Origin of the sequence: Pseudomonas sp. StFLB209, assembly GCF_000829415.1 — a bacterium.
Lineage (GTDB): Bacteria > Pseudomonadota > Gammaproteobacteria > Pseudomonadales > Pseudomonadaceae > Aquipseudomonas.
Genome location: NZ_AP014637.1, coordinates 4,579,574 through 4,599,636 on the forward strand (window position 1 = coordinate 4,579,574; position 20,063 = coordinate 4,599,636).

Annotated in this window: 20 protein-coding genes and 1 pseudogene; 17 read left to right on the plus strand and 4 right to left on the minus strand. The window is 66.8% G+C overall.

The features are described 5' to 3' along the window. Positions 1-43: 43 nt before the first annotated feature. Both PSCI_RS20695 and PSCI_RS20700 read left to right on the plus strand, forming a co-directional pair. The gene (locus PSCI_RS20695; RefSeq protein WP_045490613.1) at positions 44-2,095 is read left to right on the plus strand and encodes a ParB/RepB/Spo0J family partition protein; all 2,052 of its coding nucleotides are present in this window, start codon (positions 44-46) and stop codon (positions 2,093-2,095) included. Positions 2,096-2,157: 62 nt separating this feature from the next. Continuing rightward, on the plus strand, positions 2,158-2,367 hold the full coding sequence (locus PSCI_RS20700; RefSeq protein WP_036193281.1) for a hypothetical protein: 210 nt from the start codon (positions 2,158-2,160) through the stop codon (positions 2,365-2,367). A gap of 133 nt (positions 2,368-2,500) precedes the next feature. On the opposite strand, the gene PSCI_RS20705 is transcribed toward PSCI_RS20700, so the two are convergent. Then, positions 2,501-2,935, minus strand: a complete 435-nt coding sequence (locus PSCI_RS20705) for a hypothetical protein (protein WP_036193280.1) — start codon at positions 2,933-2,935, stop codon at positions 2,501-2,503. 823 nt (positions 2,936-3,758) lie between these two features. On the opposite strand from PSCI_RS20705, the gene PSCI_RS20710 reads away from it, so the two are divergent. Beyond that, positions 3,759-4,073, plus strand: coding sequence for a DUF736 domain-containing protein (locus tag PSCI_RS20710; RefSeq protein ID WP_003107092.1), 315 nt, complete (start codon positions 3,759-3,761; stop codon positions 4,071-4,073). Between the two features lie 63 nt (positions 4,074-4,136). On the opposite strand, the gene PSCI_RS20715 is transcribed toward PSCI_RS20710, so the two are convergent. Next, positions 4,137-4,442, minus strand: coding sequence for a helix-turn-helix domain-containing protein (locus PSCI_RS20715; RefSeq protein ID WP_036193277.1), 306 nt, complete (start codon positions 4,440-4,442; stop codon positions 4,137-4,139). A gap of 240 nt (positions 4,443-4,682) precedes the next feature. Between PSCI_RS20715 and PSCI_RS20720 the strand changes: the two genes are divergently transcribed. From PSCI_RS20720 to PSCI_RS20760, 9 genes are all read left to right on the plus strand, one after another. Next, on the plus strand, positions 4,683-5,033 hold the full coding sequence (locus tag PSCI_RS20720; protein ID WP_036193275.1) for a DUF2958 domain-containing protein: 351 nt from the start codon (positions 4,683-4,685) through the stop codon (positions 5,031-5,033). A 308-nt stretch (positions 5,034-5,341) separates the two neighbouring features. Then, positions 5,342-6,115, plus strand: coding sequence for a DUF2285 domain-containing protein (locus PSCI_RS20725; RefSeq protein WP_036193272.1), 774 nt, complete (start codon positions 5,342-5,344; stop codon positions 6,113-6,115). Positions 6,116-6,213: 98 nt separating this feature from the next. Next, positions 6,214-6,480 carry a helix-turn-helix domain-containing protein gene (locus PSCI_RS20730; RefSeq protein WP_020228437.1) on the plus strand — a complete coding sequence of 89 codons (267 nt, stop codon included), beginning with the start codon at positions 6,214-6,216 and terminating at the stop codon, positions 6,478-6,480. Positions 6,481-6,506: 26 nt separating this feature from the next. After that, positions 6,507-7,364, plus strand: coding sequence for a replication initiator protein A (locus PSCI_RS20735; protein WP_036193270.1), 858 nt, complete (start codon positions 6,507-6,509; stop codon positions 7,362-7,364). A 253-nt stretch (positions 7,365-7,617) separates the two neighbouring features. Continuing rightward, on the plus strand, positions 7,618-8,256 hold the full coding sequence (gene parA, locus PSCI_RS20740) for a ParA family partition ATPase (RefSeq protein ID WP_033834762.1): 639 nt from the start codon (positions 7,618-7,620) through the stop codon (positions 8,254-8,256). Beyond that, positions 8,253-8,525, plus strand: a complete 273-nt coding sequence (locus PSCI_RS20745; protein WP_003111892.1) for a hypothetical protein — start codon at positions 8,253-8,255, stop codon at positions 8,523-8,525. Before parA ends, PSCI_RS20745 begins: the two co-directional genes overlap by 4 nt. Further along, the gene (locus PSCI_RS20750; protein WP_036193262.1) at positions 8,522-9,055 is read left to right on the plus strand and encodes a DUF2840 domain-containing protein; all 534 of its coding nucleotides are present in this window, start codon (positions 8,522-8,524) and stop codon (positions 9,053-9,055) included. The genes PSCI_RS20745 and PSCI_RS20750 overlap by 4 nt, the downstream gene beginning before the upstream one ends. Then, a complete protein-coding gene (locus PSCI_RS20755; RefSeq protein WP_036193260.1) occupies positions 9,052-9,639 on the plus strand; it encodes a S26 family signal peptidase in 588 nt (195 codons plus the stop codon). Before PSCI_RS20750 ends, PSCI_RS20755 begins: the two co-directional genes overlap by 4 nt. A 448-nt stretch (positions 9,640-10,087) precedes the next feature. Beyond that, positions 10,088-12,073, plus strand: a complete 1,986-nt coding sequence (locus tag PSCI_RS20760; protein WP_045490619.1) for a relaxase/mobilization nuclease domain-containing protein — start codon at positions 10,088-10,090, stop codon at positions 12,071-12,073. An 87-nt stretch (positions 12,074-12,160) separates the two neighbouring features. Here PSCI_RS20760 and PSCI_RS20765 read toward each other — a convergent pair whose 3' ends face one another. Continuing rightward, positions 12,161-14,155, minus strand: coding sequence for an esterase/lipase family protein (locus PSCI_RS20765; protein WP_231906451.1), 1,995 nt, complete (start codon positions 14,153-14,155; stop codon positions 12,161-12,163). Positions 14,156-14,186: 31 nt separating this feature from the next. Beyond that, a complete protein-coding gene (locus PSCI_RS20770) occupies positions 14,187-14,879 on the minus strand; it encodes a TetR/AcrR family transcriptional regulator (protein WP_045490623.1) in 693 nt (230 codons plus the stop codon). Positions 14,880-15,005: 126 nt separating this feature from the next. On the opposite strand from PSCI_RS20770, the gene PSCI_RS20775 reads away from it, so the two are divergent. From PSCI_RS20775 to PSCI_RS20790, 5 genes and pseudogenes are all read left to right on the plus strand, one after another. Continuing rightward, positions 15,006-16,004, plus strand: a complete 999-nt coding sequence (locus PSCI_RS20775; RefSeq protein WP_013721761.1) for an HlyD family efflux transporter periplasmic adaptor subunit — start codon at positions 15,006-15,008, stop codon at positions 16,002-16,004. 83 nt (positions 16,005-16,087) lie between these two features. Further along, positions 16,088-16,462 (plus strand): annotated as a pseudogene (locus tag PSCI_RS30255) (ABC transporter ATP-binding protein); the annotation flags it as partial. Between the two features lie 468 nt (positions 16,463-16,930). Next, the gene (locus PSCI_RS30260) at positions 16,931-17,779 is read left to right on the plus strand and encodes an ABC transporter ATP-binding protein (RefSeq protein ID WP_442965477.1); all 849 of its coding nucleotides are present in this window, start codon (positions 16,931-16,933) and stop codon (positions 17,777-17,779) included. Then, positions 17,776-18,918 (plus strand): ABC transporter permease, encoded by a 1,143-nt coding sequence (locus PSCI_RS20785; protein WP_045490629.1) that lies wholly within the window; start codon positions 17,776-17,778, stop codon positions 18,916-18,918. The genes PSCI_RS30260 and PSCI_RS20785 overlap by 4 nt, the downstream gene beginning before the upstream one ends. A gap of 5 nt (positions 18,919-18,923) precedes the next feature. Beyond that, positions 18,924-20,039, plus strand: coding sequence for an ABC transporter permease (locus tag PSCI_RS20790; protein ID WP_045490631.1), 1,116 nt, complete (start codon positions 18,924-18,926; stop codon positions 20,037-20,039). Positions 20,040-20,063: the final 24 nt, after the last annotated feature.

Genomic DNA, 20,063 nt, shown 5'->3' on the forward strand with positions numbered 1-20,063 from the left:
CGCTTCTCTCGCTGCTGCATCCCAACCGCAAGGAGTTATCACCATGAACGCCGTACCCAAAACCGAAACCGTCGCCATCGAAGCCGCCGCACCGCTGGAAATGGCCGACCCGTCCAAGAACCTGATTCTGGTTCCGCTCTCGCAGTTGCTGCCGCGCCGCTCCAAGCGCAACGCCCGCAAGATGCCGCGCCTGTCCATCCCCGAACTGGCCGCGAGCATTGCCCGCATCGGCTTGCTGCAAAACCTGATCGTCATCCTTTCCGCCGATGGCGAGACTTACGAGGTGGTGGCCGGTGATCGTCGCCTGACCGCCTTGAAGCTGCTGGCGAAGAAGAAGCGCATTCCCGCCGACTACGAAGTGCCGTGCCTGCTGGTGCCCGATGCTTCGGCCCGTACCGTCAGCCTCGCGGAAAACCTGATGCGCGAGCAGATGCACCCCGCCGACCAGTTCGAGGCGTTCGCCGCGCTGGTCAAGGAAGGTCGGCCCATCGAGGACATTGCCGCAGACTTCGGCGTGTCCCCGTTGGTGGTGCAGCGCCGCTTGAAGCTCGCCCACATCGCGCCGCGCCTGATGGCCGACTACCGCGCCGGAACCGTCACGCTGGAACAGTTGATGGCCTTGACCATCACCGACGACCACGCCGCGCAGGAAGCCGCGTTCTATGGTGCGCCGGAATGGCAGCGCAGCCCGTCCAAGCTGCGCGAGCGCCTGACCGAGCGCGAAATCGACGCCACGCACGCGCTGGTGCGCTTCGTCGGGCTGGAAACCTACCAGCAGGCAGGCGGCGGCATCCGCCGCGACCTGTTCGCGGAAGGCGATGCCGGAACCTACCTCACCGATACCCCAATGCTGGAAACGCTGGTGCGCGACAAGCTGGCAACGCTGGCCGAGGACGTGCGCGCCGAGGGCTGGGCATGGGTGGAGGCCGTGCCGCATCTGGCCTATGAGGAACGGCAGGCGTTCCAGAACGCCCCGCGCCATCGTCGCGAGCCGACCACCCGCGAGGCCCGCCGCATCGCCTCGCTGGAAACCCGCCTCGAAAAGATCGACGCCGAACTGGAAGAAGCCTGCGACGCCGAAGACGAGGCCAAGGCCGAGAAGCTGGAACAGCGGCGCGATCAGGTGGTCGGGGAACTGCAAGACGCGGAGGAAGCCTTGCAAGGCTACGCCCCCGAGGTGCGCGAGGTGGCCGGTGCCATCGTCACCATCGACCGCAACGGCGAGGCCGTCATTCATCGCGGCCTGCTGCGTGAGGCCGAGGCCAAGGCGCTGCGCACGCTGGAAAAGCTGCGGCGCGGTTTTGGCAGCACCGAAGGCGAAGCCGCCAACGACGAGCACGAGAACGCCGACGACGCGCCCAAGGCTGCGAGCCTGTCCGACCGGCTGGCGCAGCGGCTGAGTGCCCACCGCACGGCGGCGCTGCAAATCGAAGTCGCACGGCATCCGCACGTCGCGCTCGCCGCGCTTGTGCATGGCATGGTGCAGACCGTCTTGCAGCCCGACGCCTACGGCGATGGCCTGCCGCTGGGCGTGCGCCTCACGGTGCAAGACCGGCTGGAAGGCATGGCCCCGGACTGGCCGGAATCGCCCGCCGCCGTGGCGCTGCGCGAACTGCAACAGGTGGCAGGTGTTGCCTTGCCGGAGGACAGCGCCGAACTGTTTGCCGCGCTGCTGGCGAAGCCGCAAGACGAACTGTTGCGGCTGCTGGCCGTGTGCGTGGCTTCCACGGTGGACGTGGTGACGCCCCGCGCCACGACGCACCGGCCCGGCGAGGAACTGGCGCAGGCCGTGGGCCTCGACATGGCCGCATGGTGGAAGCCGACCGCAGAAGGCTACTTCAAGCACGCTTCCAAGGCCGCGATTCTGGATGCCGTAGGCGCGTTTGCACCGGAATCCGTCACCCGGCTGGCGAAGCTCAAGAAGGCCGACATTGCCAGTGAGGCCGAGCGGCTGGCCGATGGCACGGGCTGGATGCCCGCCATCTTCAAGGCCGCTGGCCCGCAGGATGCCGCGCAGGAAGAAAGCCCGAAGCAGGACGCCCCGGAGGATGCCGAAGCAATGGCGGATGAACCCGCCGAGGCGCTGGCCGCTTGAGCCGCGCCGAAGGCAAGCGCCCCGGCCTCGACCGGGGCGCTTCGCTGCAAGGAGAAGCCCCCATGACCCGCACCACCACCAGCCGCCCGCGCATGGCGGCGATCTACGCACCCGGCACCGTACGCGCCCGCCGCTGGCACGGCGCAGACGACGTGCGCGGCTACCGCCCGCCCTCGGGCTGGTCGGCCCGCGCCGACCTCACCGACATTCATCCCATCACGGGCCGCACCTTGCCGCGTGCCGTGTGGTGGCTCATCGAGACGAAGGAATAACCGCGATCAGCACCGCGCCCATGCCGTACCGTCCTGGGCGCGGTGGACGCAAAATCCGGGCGCGGCAGTGGCCGCGCCCGGTGTTCAAGGCCAACAACCGAATCAGAACGCCGCTGCCTTCGCGGCGGCGGCATCAGACGATGCCGTGCTGCCTCAGCAGCGCCTGTTCGTCACCTGATACCCAGCCGAATATCTTGGGTTCGCCGTCAAGCTGCTGCATCAGGTAATGAACGTCGAAGTCGATGGACACGTCCGGGGCTGCGCCCCGGTCATAGGTCGCCGTCCAGGCGACGTGCGCGAGGCAGTGGTGGTCGTCGATGGGGTCGATGCGAACCCCGCGCAGCATCATGTCCTTCGTGCCGAGCTGGCGGTAGCGCTCGAATCCTTGGCGCATGACCTGTTTCAGTTGCTCGTCGTTCTGGCCTGCCATGACCCCGGCTGGCGAGGCCGCGATGAAGGCAGTGGCGTAGGACGAGGCGACCTGCTCCATGTCCGCTTCGTTTTTCAGTCCTTGGCGGAAGAAGTGCTGGTATCGCTTGAAGAACTCATGGATGCGCTTTTCTTCCATCGGTGCTTCCTTGGGCGTGGGCTTCGCTGTTCGTAATCGTCATGTTAGGGCGTGTCGGCGCACAGCGCCGCCGGGCTTTCGGGCTGCGCCCCGTGCCGTCTTTGCCGTCACGGCCATTCGGCTTCAATCCCTCACGCCTTCGCGCCTGCGGCGCTGCGCGCTTCGCTTGCCTCCAGGGGAAAGCCCTGCGGGCTATCCCCGCCGCGCGATGCTTGGCACCCCTCAATGCCGCCGAACCGGCTGCGCCGGATCGGCCCGGCCAGCGCCCCGCCGCGATGGACGGGGCGCTGGCGAACACGCTGGCGCTCGCTGCGGCAGGTTGTGCAGGTGCGTGCCGTCCTCAACGCTGGCGGTTCCTGCCCATCACGTCACGAAGGACGGTTCACGGACGACCCGCCCGGCATCGCTATGGAGCTTCCAAGCCACGCCTCAAGACCGGCGCCGCAAGGTGTGGCGTGGGCATTCTCGCCTGTCGTTTCGGGGTTGACCTGGCCCGCGTCAGCGGGCGAGCCGGAGAAGCCTTCGGGCGGGGATGCCGAGTCGGCCCTATCTCCTTTCGGAGCGGTTCGGCCCAAGGCGTCCTTGTCTCGTTGTGAATCCTGGCGGGGGGCGCGGCTGCGCCTCGGGCTTCATGGCTGCAACCGTCCGGCGAAAACAATTTCCCCGCCGCTGCGCGGCTTCCTCGCGCGGCAAATTCTTTTCGCCTCCCGGCTCTCCACTGCGTTGCGACCGCAAGCGGTGCAGCCAGCCCGTCCCCCGCCGGCCGGATCACAACAAGGACGCGATGGGCGCGAACCTTGTTCAACAGAAAGGAGAAAACATCATGGCCAACATCGGCACCTTCACCACCGACAAAGACGGCTTCACCGGCACGCTTCGCACCCTGACGCTCAACGTCAAGGTCAAGCTGGTTCCCAACGACAAGGGCAGCAGCGAGAACGCCCCCGACTTCCGCCTCCAGGCCGCCGGCCACGACATCGGCGCGGCCTGGAACAAGACCAGCGAGGCCGGGCGGGAATACAAGTCCGTGACCCTCGACGATCCTTCGTTCCCGGCTCCGGTCTATGCCCGCCTGATCGAAGGCGAGGACGGCACGCACGACCTGATCTGGTCGCGCAGCAAGCCCCAGGCGGCGTGACCGCCGCAGCGCCCCGCTCATTGCGGCGGGGCGCTGTGCTGCTGTGCGCAGCACATCACCGCGTCACGCGCGCGTTTTCGCCGCGTCGCGCTCCTTCAACACCGCCTCCAGCTCCCGGCGCACCTGCGCCAGCAACTCGTCGGCCTTGCGCGGGCTGTCGCCCGCGTAGGCCAGCGTCAGCAGCGTGAGCGGGTGGATCTCCATCACCTCGCACAGCTCGGCCAGCTTATGCAGGGTCGGGCTTTTCAGGTCGCGTTCGAGGGTGCTCATATAGGTACGGCTGGACACGTCGGAGAACGCTTCCTGGCTCAAGCCACGCGCCTTCCTGACTGTCTTCAACGCCTTCGCCAATGAGTTCCCAGCCGCCACCTATGGTTTCCCTCGAAAAACCAAGATGACAGCCCATTGCGCCCTATAGGGCTACAATCTATAGTGTTCATTTGGTGTTCTACGTTTTCGTGCCTTTACGGAAATCCACATCGGCGGGTTCCAGCAAAGCCACGCAAGCGCATCCGTGCTTACACACGAAGGCGTAAATCCGGTTATGCGGTTCTGTGCTTGGGCGTGAAACCGCATCCGTGCATCATTGGATTTGTGGGATTGCCGACCATGCCCCAGCCACTCGCCACCGTCCCGGAGCGCGCGCAACTGCTCGCCAACGGCGAGGCCCGCGCCGCTGGCCGGGCCATCGACCCGGTGCCCGTGGTTCGGCTGTTCACGCCGGACGCGCATGTGACCTGGCTGCTGGCCGCGCTCGATCCCGCCGATGGCGACACTGCCTGGGGCCTCATCGACCTGGGGATCGGCATGCCGGCCCAGGGCACCGTCAAGCTGTCCGAACTGGCCGGCATCGTCGGGCCGCATCAGCAGCCCGTGATGCGCGACCTCTTCTTCCGACCGACACGCACGCTGTCGGAGTACACCCGGCTGGCTGAGCGCGACGGGGCTATCCCGGACTGAACACAGCCTACTGTGACTTTTTCAGTCCGGTGTCATACCGGATAGGTCTCAATCGAGATTCTTGCGGCGTAGCCGCACCAATCTGATCCAAATAGACATGATGCCCGGCGCGGGCTGCGGCAGGCTGGCTTGTATGGCGCCCCACATTGGGGCGCTGCCGCCGCAGCATTGAGACGTGTACCGCAACGCATCGGAGCCAATCGGTCTTGACAGCCCCAATCCACTTTTTAACCCATGACGTTCTGACGATGGCGATGTAGCGCGTAGCCCTGCCGTGGCGGCGAGTCCTGTTCGCGGGAGGTTGCGTCATGGTCGATCCCCATCACGTCGCGCATTGGTATCCCACTGCCGCATACCTGTATGTCTTTTGGCTGGATGCGCTCGCACTGGCTTGGGAATACCTGCGCAGGCATCCCGACTACCGGCTCGACTGGCTGCGCTGTCACCATCGGCCACAGGCGGCACAGGAAGCGGCGCACCGCTGGGGCTTGCGCCTGCTGGAAGACCCGATACTGGATGCACGCGACGCGCATCCGGCTTGGCTGCCTGGCCATGCAGCCGTTGTGCAGCTCTATCCCGACGCTGACCCGCCACAGGATGCCGCCGCCTTCGCGTTCTGGCGCATCCCCGGCCACAAGCAGTTGCTCCACGACGGCAAAGGGCTGGCGTTGATCGCGCGCAGCCCAGGCCATTGCCTGCGCTTCGCGCTCGCGCCTGGACTGGAAGACGGCATGGCTGTCGCCTATGCCCACCGCGGCGGTACTGCAGCGCCTGCGCGCAGCCAAGCACCCGGTGCGGCCCTGGTCGATGCCAAGCCCAGGCCAATACCTTCCGCGCTGCTGGAACTGCATACCCTGCAGGCGCTCGACGCGACCCTGGCGGGCGCGTCCTTGCGCGAGATCGGCGAAGGCTTGTTCGGCGTGGACGCCGTGGCCGATTGGTACAGCGACGGCGGGCTGCGCTCGAAGGTGCGCCGCCTGGTACGGCGTGGCGATGAATTGATGTGCGGCGGCTATCGCCGACTAGCACAGCTTCCGCCGCTTGAGAAGGGTCGTTTTGAGGACGACGCAAAACGGCCCTGAGCAGGACAGCTTGGTTTTCTGAGACTGCCTCCATCCGGTCGCGCTGTGTGGCCGGGCGCTTTCAACCGATGGAGGTTCACACCATGCGTCCCGCTCCCTTGCGGCCTGCCGCCACTGTCTCGACCGCTGCCGCGCAGCCCCAACGCTATCTCACCAACGACGAAGCCGCCGAGTACCTGCGCCTGTCGCCGCGCACGCTGGAAAAGCAGCGCGTGATCGGCGGCGGCCCGCGCTTTCGCAAGTTCGGCCGCCGCGTCATGTACGCCGTGGCCGACCTCGACGCCTGGGCCGCCGACCGCAGTTTCGAGACGACTTCCGATCCCGAATACGCCGAGCACCACTCGGCCGACAGCCGTGCGCGCTGATCGGCGGCGCGCGGCAGGCCATCGCTATGTCCAGCACCGCGCTGCCGTCCCGGCAGCGGCCGTTGCAGGAGCGCGAACAGCTCGACCTGTTCCGCGCCTTGCCCGGCGACATGGCGCCGCGCGACAGCCAGGATTTGATGGCCTATCCGTTCTTCTCGCTCGGCAAGTCCAAGCGGGTCAAGCCCATCGACTTCCGTGCGGGCAACGTGACGATCCGCGTAGAGGGCACGCAGGAGCACGGCATCGCCACGATTTGGGATGCGGACGTGCTGATATGGGCGGCCTCGCAGATCGTGGAAGCGAAGGACGCGGGCCTGCGCCCTTCGCGGCTGATGCGCGCCACGCCCTACGAGATCCTGCGCTTCATCGGGCGCGGCAAGTCGCTGCGCGACTACCAGCGCCTCAAGGCCGCGCTGGATCGGCTGCAATCGACCACGGTGGCCACGTCCATCCGCGAGACGACCGGGCGGCGCCTGCACCGCTTCTCGTGGATCAACGAATGGAAAGAACTGGCCGATGCTCGCGGCACGCCGCTCGGCATCGAGCTGATCCTGCCGGACTGGTTCTTTGCGGGCGTGCTCGACGCCGCCCTGGTGCTGACCATCGACCCGGCGTATTTCCGGCTCACCGGCGGCATCGAGCGGTGGCTGTACCGCCTGGTGCGCAAGCACGGCGGCAAGCAGGCATACGGCTGGCAGTTCGACTTCCGCTATCTGCACCAGAAGTCCGGCAGCACCGCGAAGCCCTACGACTTCGCCTGCGATCTGCGCGCGCTCGTCGCGCGGCAGTCGCTGCCCGGTTACGTCCTGGGCATCGAGCGGATGCCCGACAACGGCATGGAGCTGCTGACGTTCCGGCCCGTGCCGCAGACGGCACGGGGATAACTCCGGGAAAGCCTGTGAATGGTGTCGTGCTATCAGGCGTGCGGGGTATCGTGCTATCAGGCGTGGGACTATCGTGCTATCAGGCGTGCCGATCAGCCGCAAACCCGCGCCAGCATTGGGTTTGCGCGCCCTCTAACTTCCCTAACTTAATTTCTCTAACTTTTAGTAGAGAAACGCCGCTGCGGTGGACAACCACCACGCGGCCACAAGCGCAGCAGCAACAACCCGGCTTTCCAACACGGAGGGCCGCGCCATGATCGTCGCCCTGCTCAACCAGAAAGGTGGCGTGGGCAAGACCACGCTCGCCACGCACATCGCCGGCGAGCTGGCGATGCGCGGCCAGCACGTCGTCCTGCTGGACGCCGACCCGCAGGGTTCATCGCTGGACTGGACACAGCGCAGAAGCCAGCAAGGCTTGCCACGGCTGTTCAGCGCCGTGGGCCTCGCACGCGAAACGCTGCATCAGGAAGCGCCAGAACTCGCCAGGCGGGCCGATCACGTCATCATCGACGGCCCGCCACGCATCGCGGCACTGGCGCGCTCCGCGCTGCTGGCGGCCGAGCGCGTGCTGATCCCCGTGCAGCCCAGTCCTTACGACCTGTGGGCCAGCGCCGAGATGGTGGCGCTGATCCGCGAGGCGCAGGTGTTCCGGCCTGCGCTGCGTGCGGCCTTCGTCATCAACCGGCGCGTCAGTACCACCGTGATCGGGCGCGAAGCGCGCCAGGCGCTTGCTGACCAGCCGCTTCCTGCGCTGCGCGCGGAAGTGCATCAGCGCATCGTGTTCGCCGACAGCGTGGCCGCTGGCCGGCTTGCACGCGAGACGGCGCCGGACAGCGCCGCCGCGCGCGAAATCACCGCGCTGGTGGACGAGCTGCTGCGGTGGCCGACATGACAGCGAAGCCGCCACCTCGCGCAAAGCGTGTCGGCATCGGCGCGCGTCCACCGGCGAATCCGCACGCCGAGGCGTGGATTCGCCAGGGCGATGCCGATGCGCTGGGCAAAGGCGACCTCTACACCGCCCGCCTGACCCTCGACATCACGCCCGCGATGCGGGCGCGCATCAAGGTATCGGCCTTCACGCAGGGCGTGACCGTGGCCGACCTGCTGCGCGGCCTGCTGGAGCGCGAGTTTCCAGAACACCGCAGGGAGAACACCCCATGACCGCATCCGCTTCGCCTGCCGCTGGCGCGGCCACGGCTGCGCTCGCAGCACCTTCCGGCCAGCGTGCCAGCGCGCCGCTGACGCGCGTGGCGCTGGCCTACATCGAACCGCGCTTCAAGCTCTACCTGCGCTTCGGTGAACCTGCGCGCACGCACCAGCTCGACCGCTGGCGGCGCTGCGCGGTGTTCCTGCCGGGCGCCATGTTGTGCCGCATCCGCTGGCAGGCCAACGACTACGGCACCGTTCGCTGGCAGCTCATGGTGATGCAGGCTTGCACGCCACTGGACGCGGCGCAGCGCATCCCCGGCGTGCAGCCGGGTGCGCGCCTGCTGCTGCACGCCGAGAGCGAGAACCAGGTGCGCGCCGTGCTGGAGCGCATCGACGCCATCGAGGCGCTGGGCATCGCACCCGCCACTGTCTCGCCCGCGTACTGGCGCACGCTCGCCAACCGGCTCGCTGCGCGCCTGCCGCTACCCGAATACACCGCCGAGCGGCACGCCGCCTGGCTGGCCGGGAGGGCGCTGCCATGACCGCCGTTTCGACTGCCGGCACCGCGCCGCGTCCTCGCTCGCGCCTGCGCGCTCGCATCGTGCTGGCGGGCCTGTCCGCCTGCGGCCTCGCTGCGCTGGCTTGGGCGTCCTTCGTGCATCCGCTGCCGCGCCTGATCTACAACCCATCCGACAGCGTGGCGGTCGGCTGGTATCGCGTCGATCCGCTGGGCGACGGCACCGACTCGCTGCCACGTCCCTTGTTCGTGGGCAGTATCGTCCTGACCGCGCTGCCGCCAGATGCCGCCGCGCTGGCCGCGCAGCGCGGCTACCTGCCGGCGCGCGTGCCGCTGCTCAAGCGCGTGGGCGCCGTCGCGCCGCAGGAGGTGTGCATCACCGGCCGCGTTGTCCGCATCGACGGCGTGCCTTCGGCCGCCGTGCTGCCTGCTGACCGCTGGGGTCGGCCGCTGCCATCCTGGCAGCAATGCCGCCGCCTCGAACCCGGCGAACTGTTCCTCTTGAGTGTGACCAACCCGGCGTCGTTCGACAGCCGGTATTTCGGGCCGGTCAGCACGTCCGCCGTGATCGGCGTCGCGCATCCGGTCTGGCTGGAGTCCCGCCCATGATGGCCGCCGACTCGCTGCACGTTGCCGTGCATCTCATCGTGCCATCGGGCGTGTCGTTCTGCTGTCCGTCGCCGTGCTGTCGCGCGTGCAGTGCGAGCGCATCCACGCCGCACTTCGCGCTGCCTTCGGCGCAGCCGTCCAACGTGCAGGCGTCTTGCCTCGAACGCGCCCGGCCTGCGGCCGTGTCCGCGTTCGCCGGCGCGCTGGCTGCTCGCGCAGCAGCGCCGCCGGGCCGCCGCTGCCCGGAGCGCCAGCGAGGGGCAAAGGCGGAAGGCAAGACAAAAGGACGCGGCACCAGGCCGCGTAGAAACCCAGTCTGCACATGGGGGGAACGCAGCACGGAGCGGCTTCGCCGCCGTGCCGCGTTCGGCGCGAGGGTCGCGCCAATGCAGGCATGTCCGCGTGCTTCGCACGACAGGACACGCCAGAGCTTGCAGGGAGCACAGCCATGACCGACCGCCGCGACGACGATTTCCGGGTGCGCCCCAGCGCCCCGAAGAACCGGGGCAAGGGCCAGGGCCAGAGCTTCGTTTCCAAGGTGCTCAAGCAGGCTGGCAAGGCCAGCGGAGGCAAGTCCTCGGTGCGCCGTCCGGCATCGCCGCGTGGCACCGGCCAGCGGCCCGGTTCGCGCCTCGGGCGCGGCCACACGGCGGCGCGCTTCGCGGGGGCGAAGCTCACGCCCATGTCGCGGCGCGTGACCATCAAGACGCTGCTGGTCAACCAGCGCCAGGCCAGCCCGCAGTCGCTCGCCAAGCACCTGCGCTACATCGAACGCGATGGCGTGGGCCGCGATGGCGAGCCGGGCCAAGCCTACGGGCCGCAGACCGATGCCGCCGACCTCGATGCCTTCAAGGAACGCTGCGCCGACGACCGGCACCATTTCCGCTTCATCCTCTCGCCCGAGGACGGTGCGGAACTCGAAGACCTGCGCACCTATACGCGGCACCTCATGGGCCGCATGGAGGCCGACCTGGGCACGAGCCTCGATTGGGTGGCCGTCAACCACTGGAACACCGACAACCCGCACACGCACATCGTCGTGCGCGGGCGCGACGACACCGGCAAAGACCTCATCATCGCTGGCGACTACATCGCCGATGGCTTCCGCCATCGCGCCGCCGAACTGGCGACCGAATGGCTGGGGCCGCGCACCGAGCTGGAGATCCAGCAGACCTTGCAGCGCGAGGTGGAGCAAGAGCGGTGGACGAGTCTGGATCGCACCTTGAAGCGCGAAGCCGGCGACGATGGTCTGGTGCATGCCGAACGGCTCAACGAACCCCGCTTGCAACGCCAGCGCCTGCTGCTGATCGGCCGCCTGCAACGCTTGCAGCGACTGGGCCTGGCCGACGAGATGCAGCCGGGCACCTGGGCCGTCCATGCCGACGCCGAAAAGACCCTGCGCGCCTTGGGCGAGCGTGGCGACATCATCCGCACTATGCAGCGCGCCATGCGCGGCGAGCCGCGCGAGCTGGCGGTGTTCGAGCCGGGCGACGACGGCCGAACCATCCTCGGCCGCGTGGCCGCGAAGGGGCTGGCCGACGAGTTGCGCGACCGGGGCTATCTGGTCATCGACGGCGTGGACGGCAAGGCCCACTACGTCGCACTCAACGCCCGCGACGAGCTGGCGAACTATCCGACCGGCGCCGTGGTGGAGGTGAAGGGGTCGGCCGACGTGCGCGCGGCCGACCGCAACATCGCCTCGCTGGCGAGCGATGGCCTGTACCGCACCGATCACCACCTCGCCATCGCGCAAGGCCAGGCCGTGCCCGGTCGCGATCCGCAGGAAGTGGTCGCGGCCCACGTCCGCCGGCTGGAAGCCCTGCGCCGGGCCGGCATCGTGGAGCGCGTGGCCGTGGGGCTATGGAAGGTGCCGGATGACTTGGCCGAACAGGGCCGCCGCTACGACGCGCAGCGCCTGGGCGGCGTGGCAGTGGAACTGAAATCGCACCTGCCCATCGAGCGGCAGGCCCGCGTGATCGGGGCCACCTGGCTCGACCAGCAGTTGATCGGCGGCGGCTCGGGCCTGGGCGACCTGGGCTTTGGCGGCGAGGCCAAGCAGGCGATGCAGCAGCGCGCCGACTTCCTCGCCGAACAGGGGCTGGCCGAGCGGCGCGGGCAGCGCGTGATCCTGGCGCGCAACCTGCTGGGCACGCTACGCAACCGGGAACTGGCGCAGGCCGCCAAGGACATTGCCACCGAAACCGGCCTGGAGCATCGCCCGGTGGCCGACGGCCAGCGTGTAGCAGGCATCTACCGTCGCAGCGTCATGCTCGCCAGCGGTCGCTATGCGATGCTCGATGACGGCATGGGGTTCAGCCTAGTGCCATGGCGGCCAGTGATCGAGCAGCGGCTGGGGCAACAGCTTGCCGCGACGGTTCGCGGCGGCGGAGCTACATGGGAAGTCGGGAGACAGCGAGGTCAGTCCGTTAGCTGAACAAGTCCATGCCCAATGCTCGTCAACATAGTCACCGGCCGATTAGGAACAACACAACCAGGCCCTGTTCTTCCTTATCGACCTCGACTAACCCCGGCATCCATTTTCCGCTGCTGTCACTACCGGAACCGTGGCACGATCGCGGATGTCCTCGTGCAGGATGCGGCGCAATTCGACGATCGCCGGCGCGGTTCCCTGGACACTGTGCGCGGAATGGACGATTTTTTCGGATACGGCACCGTCCAGATGGGCGCTCCAGTAGGGCACCAGGCCGTCGTCGGATTTGGTCAGCGGAACCTCGGGATCTTGGTGGCCGATGATCGAGTGGAAGCGTACGCACGGCGAAATTGACAGCCCGGCGGCGGCTTGGACGAATGGGTCGGAGCGGTCGAGGTTATCGATGCTGTTGGGTAGCCTGAGCTTATCCCCGCCGGCCTTCGCCGCCTCGCCATGGGCAAGATCGTCCAATACGTCGGCGAAGCCTTCCAGCAGGGTCAGTGGCAGGCGCACCAGGCGCTTGGCGAAACGCCCCAGGCGACCACCGGCAACCTCGGTGCCGCGGTGCGGGGCTGCAATGAAGATCGCGCGTTCCACTTGGGGAAGCGGCTCGAAGTGCATGAGCGGGCCGACCCGCTTGCGCAGTCGCTCCAGTCTGCCATCATCGAATTCGCGTCCGGCCAGCAGCTCGTTCCACAGGGCGTCGCCCCCCGACGAGGACACCATCAATCGCGAGATCACGCCTCCCATGCTGTGACCTATCAGCACCATGTCACGGGAGGCGGCAGCGTTCCCCTGTGGATCGAAGTGCCGCAGCGCCCCGTCCAGCGTCTGACGAATCGCGTGGTGGTTCAGTGCGATCGGCATGTTGGTCGGGTAGTAAAACTGCCAGACCTGGAACCGGCGGCGAATCTCCTCGTCGCCCATCAGTTCGTTGGCCACGTTGACCCAGGCTTCCGGGCTGCTGGCCAGGCCGTGAATCATCAGGAGGATGCGACGATCCGGGTCATAGGGCTGCATCAGGTATAGGTGCGGGCGTTCGATGCCCTGCTCACGTCCGAACAGGCTGCGCAGCGATTGCCGGTTGAAACCCGAGCGCGCCAGCCACAGTCCGTAGCTGGCGGTGAAGTTCGCCGCCAACGGCACATCCTGTCCATGCAGTTCGATCTTCGCGTCCCGGTATGGGTCGTGAACGGAAAGCGCGACCTCGCGAGTGGACAGCACTTGGGCGAGGTTTTCGCCAGAAAAGCGCAGCAACGCAGTGATTGCCGCTGTCGGCATTTCGCTCCACGCTTGGCCGGGCCGCTGCGGCGGTTGCTCGGTTCCTGTGCCGCCAGAGTCCGCTGCCGCCGTCGTCACGGGATCAGGGGCCATCACTGCCACCAGTTCGGCACCGAAGCCATCGCGTCGAAACGTGCTGCGCAGCCCGGCGAACGACAGCGACGAAGCCGGCAGCAGTTCGTGCGGCAGGATTGCCCGCGCCCGACCGGGGGACACCACATCCGGCGGTTCGAGCGTCACGACCCACGGCCCATCCCTGAACATCATCTCCGCACTCGCCAGCGCCTTACCGCGATAACTGGCGAACACGAGCGATGCCGCCTCCTGCACCGCCAGGTTGTAGTAGTCGCGCACCTGAGTCTGGCGATCCTCAAAGGCGCGCGCGTCCGGCGAGCGCTCGCTGAAGAACAGGTAGGCATAGGCATGCCGAGCCACCTCCAGCCAGGCATTCAGGCGTCGATCGCCGGCATCGGGAGCGACCTGTTGCTCGGTATCCGGCAAGGTCTGCGCCTGCTGTAGCCACAACTCCGACAAGGCCGACAGGCGCTGCTCGCTGGTCAACCCCTGAACATCCGACACGGCATGGATGCACCCGGCGGCCTCCGGCTTCGCACAGGCACCATCGTCCAGACCGGCAACGCGGATCGTCTCCAGGGTGGCGGCGCTGAGCTTGCCGCTGGTCAGGATGTCGCCGCGCTTGAGCGTGATGTATTCGCCGGGCGTCATTGCGGCGACTTCCACCGCCGGGCGGAAGTCGCGCAGAACCGCACAACCGCTCAGCAGCAGCGAGGTCAGCGCCAGCATCACCAGCGTTGTGTACCGGCTTCTCATCGCGCTACCTCGTCGCTGGCGAGCGGGGACTTCTTCGGGTTTTGGCCTGTTGCGCGTACTCCCGGGATATCGCCTCCAGCCCCCCTATGGCGAAGTTGTACAGGTGGCTCGCCATCGTCTGAGAAGACATCCGGAAGATCTCCTGCAACGGGCCGGGAAAGTTGCGCCCACCGACCAGCAGCATCAGGCAGGGGGCAATCACGTTGAGTAGGCACCGGGTCAGGGCGGGGTCTTCCGGGGGTATCTGCGTGATCTCGCCGAGCATGTGCTTAAGGAGCGCCATCTTCGGCTGCGCCTCGTCCTGGAAAAGGATCTGTAGGTGCGAGGTTGGTGCCAACACTTCCCTGGCCAGGACGCGCAACTGCCACGCTTGAGGTTCCTGCATCGCGCGCTCTACCAACTGCTCGATCAGCACGCGCAACTTCGACGCTGGAGGCAACTCGCTGCCGACAAGTTGCCGCAGGGCGGCCATGTCCAGAAGCCGGCCATGGGACTCCGCCAGCACGGCTTGATACAGACCACTGCGGTTGCCGAAGTGGTAGTTGATCGACGCCAAATCCACCTGGGCCTGGGCAGCGATGGCCTTGTTGGAGGTCTCGGCATACCCCGTGGTGGCGAACAGCTCGCCCGCCGCCTCAAGTATCCGGGTTCGGGTGGCCTCGCCATCCGAGCGAAGTCCGCGTGCAGGTTTGTTCATTCCTCGATTGTCCAGAGCAGCAGGTACGGCTTGCATTCTCGCCTAGACTAAAACTAAAATCCATTTAGTGTTATCGTATCGCAGCGCATCGTTCTGCCTCCACTCCGACTTCCTGGATCGTTTGACATGAAGAAGCCCCTCATTGCCCTTGGTCTCCTTGTAGTGCTGGCGCTCGGCGCATGGGCCTGGATGCACCAGCGAGACAAAGACCACGACGGTGCGCTGGTGCTGTACGGCAACGTGGACATCCGGCAGGTGTCGCTGGCTTTCGATGGCAGTGGCCGCGTGGCCGAATTGAAGGTCGATGAAGGCGATGCGGTGAAGGCGGGTCAACTGTTGGCCACGCTGGACACGCAAACGCTGGCTTTGCAGGCCGAACAGGCGCAGGCGCAGATCGGCGTGCAGCAGCAGAACCTGTTGCGCCTGAAGAACGGCTCGCGCCCCGAAGAACTGGCGCAGGCGAGAAGTAGCTACGCCGCTGCACAGGCCGATGCCGAGCGTGCGCGCAAGGACTTGGCGCGATTGCAGGGGATTGCCGCCAATACCGACAACCGTGGGGTCAGCGCACAGGAACTGGATCGCGCCCGTGCCGCCGTGCAGGTCGCCGACGCGCAGGCGGCACAACAGCGCGACGCGCTGCGCCTGACCGAAATCGGCCCGCGCAAGGAAGACATCGCCGCCGCCGAGGCGCAACTGAAGTCCTCCGAGGCGCAATTGGCACTGTTGCAGCATCAGGTTTCTCAGGGCCAGTTGATCGCACCATCCGATGCCGTGGTGCGCTCGCGCCTGCTGGAACCGGGCGACATGGCCACCCCGCAGAAGCCGGTGTACGCATTGGCGATCACCCGTCCGAAGTGGGTTCGCGTGTATGTGAATGAACCGGATTTGGGCAAGGTCAAGCCCGGCCAGTCCGCGCGCGTCACCACCGACAGCGCACCGGACAGGCCCATCACCGGCAAGGTCGGCTATATCTCCTCGGTCGCCGAGTTCACCCCGAAAGCGGTACAGACCGAGGAACTGCGCACTAGCCTGGTCTATGAGGTGCGGGTGGTCGTCGAGGACAACGACGATGCGCTGCGCCTGGGCCAGCCTGCCACTGTCGTATTGGGCGGCGACACGCAATGAGCCGAGCCGAGCCAGCCGGCGCCAGCGTCGTCGCCGACAGCCTGCGCAAGACCTTCGAGGCGCCGGGCGGCGGGCCGCTGCACGCGGTCGATGGCGTGTCGCTACAGGTGCGCCAAGGCGAACTGACCGCGCTGGTCGGCCCGGACGGCGCCGGCAAGACCACGTTGCTGCGAATGATGGCCGGCCTGTTGAAGCCCGACACCGGCAGCCTGCGGGTGCTCGGCATCGACGTGGCGCAAGACCCGCAGGCGGTACAGGATCGCATCAGCTACATGCCGCAGCGCTTCGGCCTGTACGAAGACCTGAGCGTGCAGGAAAACCTCGACCTCTACGCCGACCTGCACGGCGTGCCGCAGGACGTGCGCCGCGAGCGCTTCGCGCGGATGCTCGAAATGACCGACATGGCGCGCTTCACCGACCGCCCCGCCGGCAAGCTCTCTGGCGGCATGAAGCAAAAGCTCGGCCTGGCCTGCACGCTGGTGCGTTCGCCGGATCTGCTGCTGCTGGACGAACCCAGCGTCGGCGTCGATCCGCTGTCGCGGCGCGAACTGTGGAAGATCGTGCAGCAACTGGTCGAGGACGAACAGCTCAGCGTGATCGTCAGCACCGCCTACATGGACGAGGCCGAGCGCTGCGCACAGGTGTTCGTGATGAACCTGGGCAAAGTATTGGCCGAAGGCACGCCGCGGGCGCTGGCCGACCGCGCACGCGGGCTGGCCTTCGTTGCGCCGCCGGCGGCAGGCACGCCAGCCCGCGACTTGCAGGCCAGGCTGATCGACGCCAGCGAGTTGATCGTCGATGCCGTTCCCAGCGGCGGCGCAGTGCGTTTCATCCGCCAGCCGAATGCGGACGAAGCAAAGATCGCCGCGTTGCTCGATGGTTCGCCCCCGCAACCGCGCACGGAAGAACTGGAAGACGCCTTCATGATGTTGCTGCGCCAGCATCAGGACGGCGACGAAGCGGCCTCGCCGCAAGCCACGACACCGCAGGAAGCGAACGTCGATGCGCCGCGCGATGACGGAAAACCCGTGATCGTGGTGCGCGACCTGGTGCGCAAGTTCGGCGATTTCACCGCCGTGGCCAGCACCTCGTTCGAGGTCGCACGCGGAGAAATCTTCGGCCTGCTCGGCCCCAACGGGGCCGGCAAGACCACGACCTTCCGCATGCTGTGCGGGCTGCTGCCGGCCACCAGCGGCCATCTGGAAGTGGCCGGACTGAACCTGCGCCACGCACGCGCGAAGGCGCGCGCGCGCATCGGCTACGTGTCGCAGAAATTCGCGCTGTACGGGAATCTTTCGGTGCGCGAGAACCTGGAGTTCTTCGGCGGCGCCTATGGCCTGCGCGGCAAGTCTCGGGACGAACGGGTGAACGCGATCATCGAGCAGTTCGCGCTGGAACCCAAGGCGATCAGCGGCCAGTTGCCCGGCGGTTACAAGCAGCGCCTGGCGATGGCGGCGGGCCTGCTGCACCAGCCGGAGATCCTGTTCTTGGATGAACCGACCAGCGGCATCGACCCGCTGGCGCGGCGCGCGTTCTGGCGCACCATCACCGCGCTGGCACAAGGCGGCACCACCATCATCATCACCACCCACTTCATGGAAGAAGCCGAATACTGCGACCGCATCGCGATCCAGGACGCCGGCAAGATGCTGGCGCTGGGCACGCCGAAGCAGGTACGTGAGCAGGCCGGCGACGTGGGGATGGACATGAACGGCGCCTTCATCGCCATCGTCGAGCAGGGTCGCGCAAAAGTGGCCGAAGGAGTGGCCGCGTGAAGGCGCACGACACGCAAAGCGGCTTCCTGCGCCGCTTCAATGCCCTGTTCCGCAAAGAAGTGCGGCAGATGCTGCGCGACAAGAGCAACCTCGCGGTCGGTCTGTTCTTGCCGGTGGCGCTGATCCTGTTGTTCGGCTACGGCCTGTCGTTCGACGTGAAGAACGCGCCGGTGGCGGTGGTGCTGGAAGACCGTTCGCCGACCGCGCGTGAACTGGTCGATGGCCTGCAAGGCTCGCCGTATCTCGCTCCCGTATTCGCCGCCGACATGCCCGAAGCGGAGCGGCTGGTGCGCGCAGGCACGGTGGACGGCATCGTCCGCGTGCCGATGGATTTCTCGCGCCGCTTCCAGGCGGGCGACGGCCGCATCCAGTTGCTGCTCAACGGCGTGGATTCCAGTTCCGCCGCGACCATCGAAGGCTACGTCAGCGGTGCGATCGGTGCCTGGGCGCAGCAGCAGGCCGACCGTGCCGGCAACAAGCCCAGCGGCATCGGCCAGGTCGAAGTGGTGCAACGGATGTGGTTCAACGAAGCCGGCGAAAGCCGCTGGTTCCTGATCCCGGGCCTGATCGTGCTGGTGCTGACCCTGATCGGCGGCTTCTTGACCTCACTGCTGATCGCGCGCGAATGGGAGCGCGGCACGCTGGAATCGCTGTTCGTCACCCCGGTGCGGCCGATGGAAATCGTGCTGTCGAAAGTCGCGCCGTACATGGTCGTCGGCGTGATCGACCTGGCGATGTGCCTGTTCACCGCGCATTTCCTGTTCCATGTGCCGATGCACGGCTCTCTGGTCGTCATCGTCGTTGCCGGCTTGCTCTATCTGCTGGTGTCGCTGCTGCTGGGCTTGCTCATTTCCGGCGTAACCCGCAACCAGTTCCAGGCGAGCCAGGTAGCGCTGTTGGTCAGCTTCATGCCGGCAATGATGCTCTCCGGCTTCGTGTTCGACCTGCGCAACGTGCCGGTCGTCATCCAAGTCATCAGCCAGGTGCTGCCGGCCACGCACTTCATGGGGCTGATCAAGACCTTGTTCATGGCCGGCGACAACTGGCCAATGATCTTCCGCGATTGCGGCATCCTCGCGGTGTACGCGCTGGTGCTGATGCTTGCCACGCGCCGCACGCTGCGCAAGAGCCTGAGGTGATTCGGATGGAAGCCTTCTTCGCCACCCTCGCCCAGATCGGTGCGCTGATCCGCAAGGAAATCCTCGCGCTGGTCAAGGAGCCGGCCAGCCGTGCATTGCTATTGGCCCCGGTGTTGATGCAGTCGCTGCTGTTCGGCTACGGCGCCACCTACGACCTGACCAACGTGCCCTACGCGGTGCTCGACCAGAGCCGCGGCGCGGCCTCGACCGAGCTGCTGGCGCGGCTGGACGGCACTGGCGTGTTTCATCGCGCCGCTACCCTGACCACACCGGCGCAGATTGCCGAGCTGATCGACGGCAACGACGCGCTGGTGGTGCTGAACATTCCCGCCGATTTTCAGCAGCGTTTGAACGCAGGGCAGAGCGCGCCGTTGCAGGTCATCCTCGACGGGCGCAATTCCTCCACCGCAGGTTCCGCCGCCAGCTATGTCGGTTCCATCGTCGCCAGCTACAACGCTTCACTGGGCGGTGGCGCAGCGGGGGTCAGCATCGAGCGCCGCGCCTGGTTCAACCCCAATCTGGAATCGCGCTGGAACATCATGCCGGCACTGATCGGTGCCTTGAGCATGCTGCAAACCCTGCTGATCTCCGCGCTTTCGGTGGCGCGTGAGCGCGAGCAAGGCACCTTCGACCAGTTGCTGGTGACGCCGCTGACCCCATTCCAGATCATGATTGGCAAGGCGATCCCGGCCATCCTGATTGGCCTGCTGCAATCGACCATCATTTTCCTGGTCATTCGCTTCTGGTTCCAGATCCCGATGAATGGCTCGGTGTGGCTGCTCTACGCGGGTCTGCTCACCTTCAACATCGCTGCGGTCGGCATCGGCCTGTCGGTGTCGGCGCTGTCGCTGAACATGCAGCAGGCGATGCTCTACACCTTCCTGCTCATCATGCCGCTGATGCTGCTGTCGGGCCTGCTGACGCCGGTGAAGAACATGCCGGAAGTCCTGCAATTCGCCACTTATGCCAACCCGCTGCGCTTCGGCGTGAGCATCGTGCGCCGGGTCTATCTGGAAGGCGCCGGTTTCATCGACATCTGGCGCGATTTCATTCCCTTGCTCGCGATGGGCGCCATTTCGCTGCCACTGGCGGCGTGGCTGTTCCGTCATCGCCTTTCCTGATCGGGTATCGCCATGCACGCACCG

Excerpts from the sequence above, each read along its gene's own strand:
- PSCI_RS20695 (WP_045490613.1), top strand. The coding sequence starts at position 44 with ATGAACGCCGTACCCAAAACCGAAACCGTCGCCATCGAAGCCGCCGCA.
- PSCI_RS20700 (WP_036193281.1), top strand. The coding sequence starts at position 2,158 with ATGACCCGCACCACCACCAGCCGCCCGCGCATGGCGGCGATCTACGCA.
- PSCI_RS20710 (WP_003107092.1), top strand. The coding sequence starts at position 3,759 with ATGGCCAACATCGGCACCTTCACCACCGACAAAGACGGCTTCACCGGC.
- PSCI_RS20755 (WP_036193260.1), top strand. The coding sequence starts at position 9,052 with ATGACCGCCGTTTCGACTGCCGGCACCGCGCCGCGTCCTCGCTCGCGC.
- PSCI_RS20745 (WP_003111892.1), top strand. The coding sequence starts at position 8,253 with ATGACAGCGAAGCCGCCACCTCGCGCAAAGCGTGTCGGCATCGGCGCG.
- PSCI_RS20770 (WP_045490623.1), bottom strand. The coding sequence starts at position 14,879 with ATGAACAAACCTGCACGCGGACTTCGCTCGGATGGCGAGGCCACCCGA.
- PSCI_RS20750 (WP_036193262.1), top strand. The coding sequence starts at position 8,522 with ATGACCGCATCCGCTTCGCCTGCCGCTGGCGCGGCCACGGCTGCGCTC.
- PSCI_RS20725 (WP_036193272.1), top strand. The coding sequence starts at position 5,342 with ATGGTCGATCCCCATCACGTCGCGCATTGGTATCCCACTGCCGCATAC.
- PSCI_RS30260 (WP_442965477.1), top strand. The coding sequence starts at position 16,931 with ATGTTGCTGCGCCAGCATCAGGACGGCGACGAAGCGGCCTCGCCGCAA.
- parA (WP_033834762.1), top strand. The coding sequence starts at position 7,618 with ATGATCGTCGCCCTGCTCAACCAGAAAGGTGGCGTGGGCAAGACCACG.
- PSCI_RS20775 (WP_013721761.1), top strand. The coding sequence starts at position 15,006 with ATGAAGAAGCCCCTCATTGCCCTTGGTCTCCTTGTAGTGCTGGCGCTC.
- PSCI_RS20735 (WP_036193270.1), top strand. The coding sequence starts at position 6,507 with ATGTCCAGCACCGCGCTGCCGTCCCGGCAGCGGCCGTTGCAGGAGCGC.
- PSCI_RS20790 (WP_045490631.1), top strand. The coding sequence starts at position 18,924 with ATGGAAGCCTTCTTCGCCACCCTCGCCCAGATCGGTGCGCTGATCCGC.
- PSCI_RS20765 (WP_231906451.1), bottom strand. The coding sequence starts at position 14,155 with ATGCTGGCGCTGACCTCGCTGCTGCTGAGCGGTTGTGCGGTTCTGCGC.
- PSCI_RS20720 (WP_036193275.1), top strand. The coding sequence starts at position 4,683 with ATGCCCCAGCCACTCGCCACCGTCCCGGAGCGCGCGCAACTGCTCGCC.
- PSCI_RS20760 (WP_045490619.1), top strand. The coding sequence starts at position 10,088 with ATGACCGACCGCCGCGACGACGATTTCCGGGTGCGCCCCAGCGCCCCG.
- PSCI_RS20705 (WP_036193280.1), bottom strand. The coding sequence starts at position 2,935 with ATGGAAGAAAAGCGCATCCATGAGTTCTTCAAGCGATACCAGCACTTC.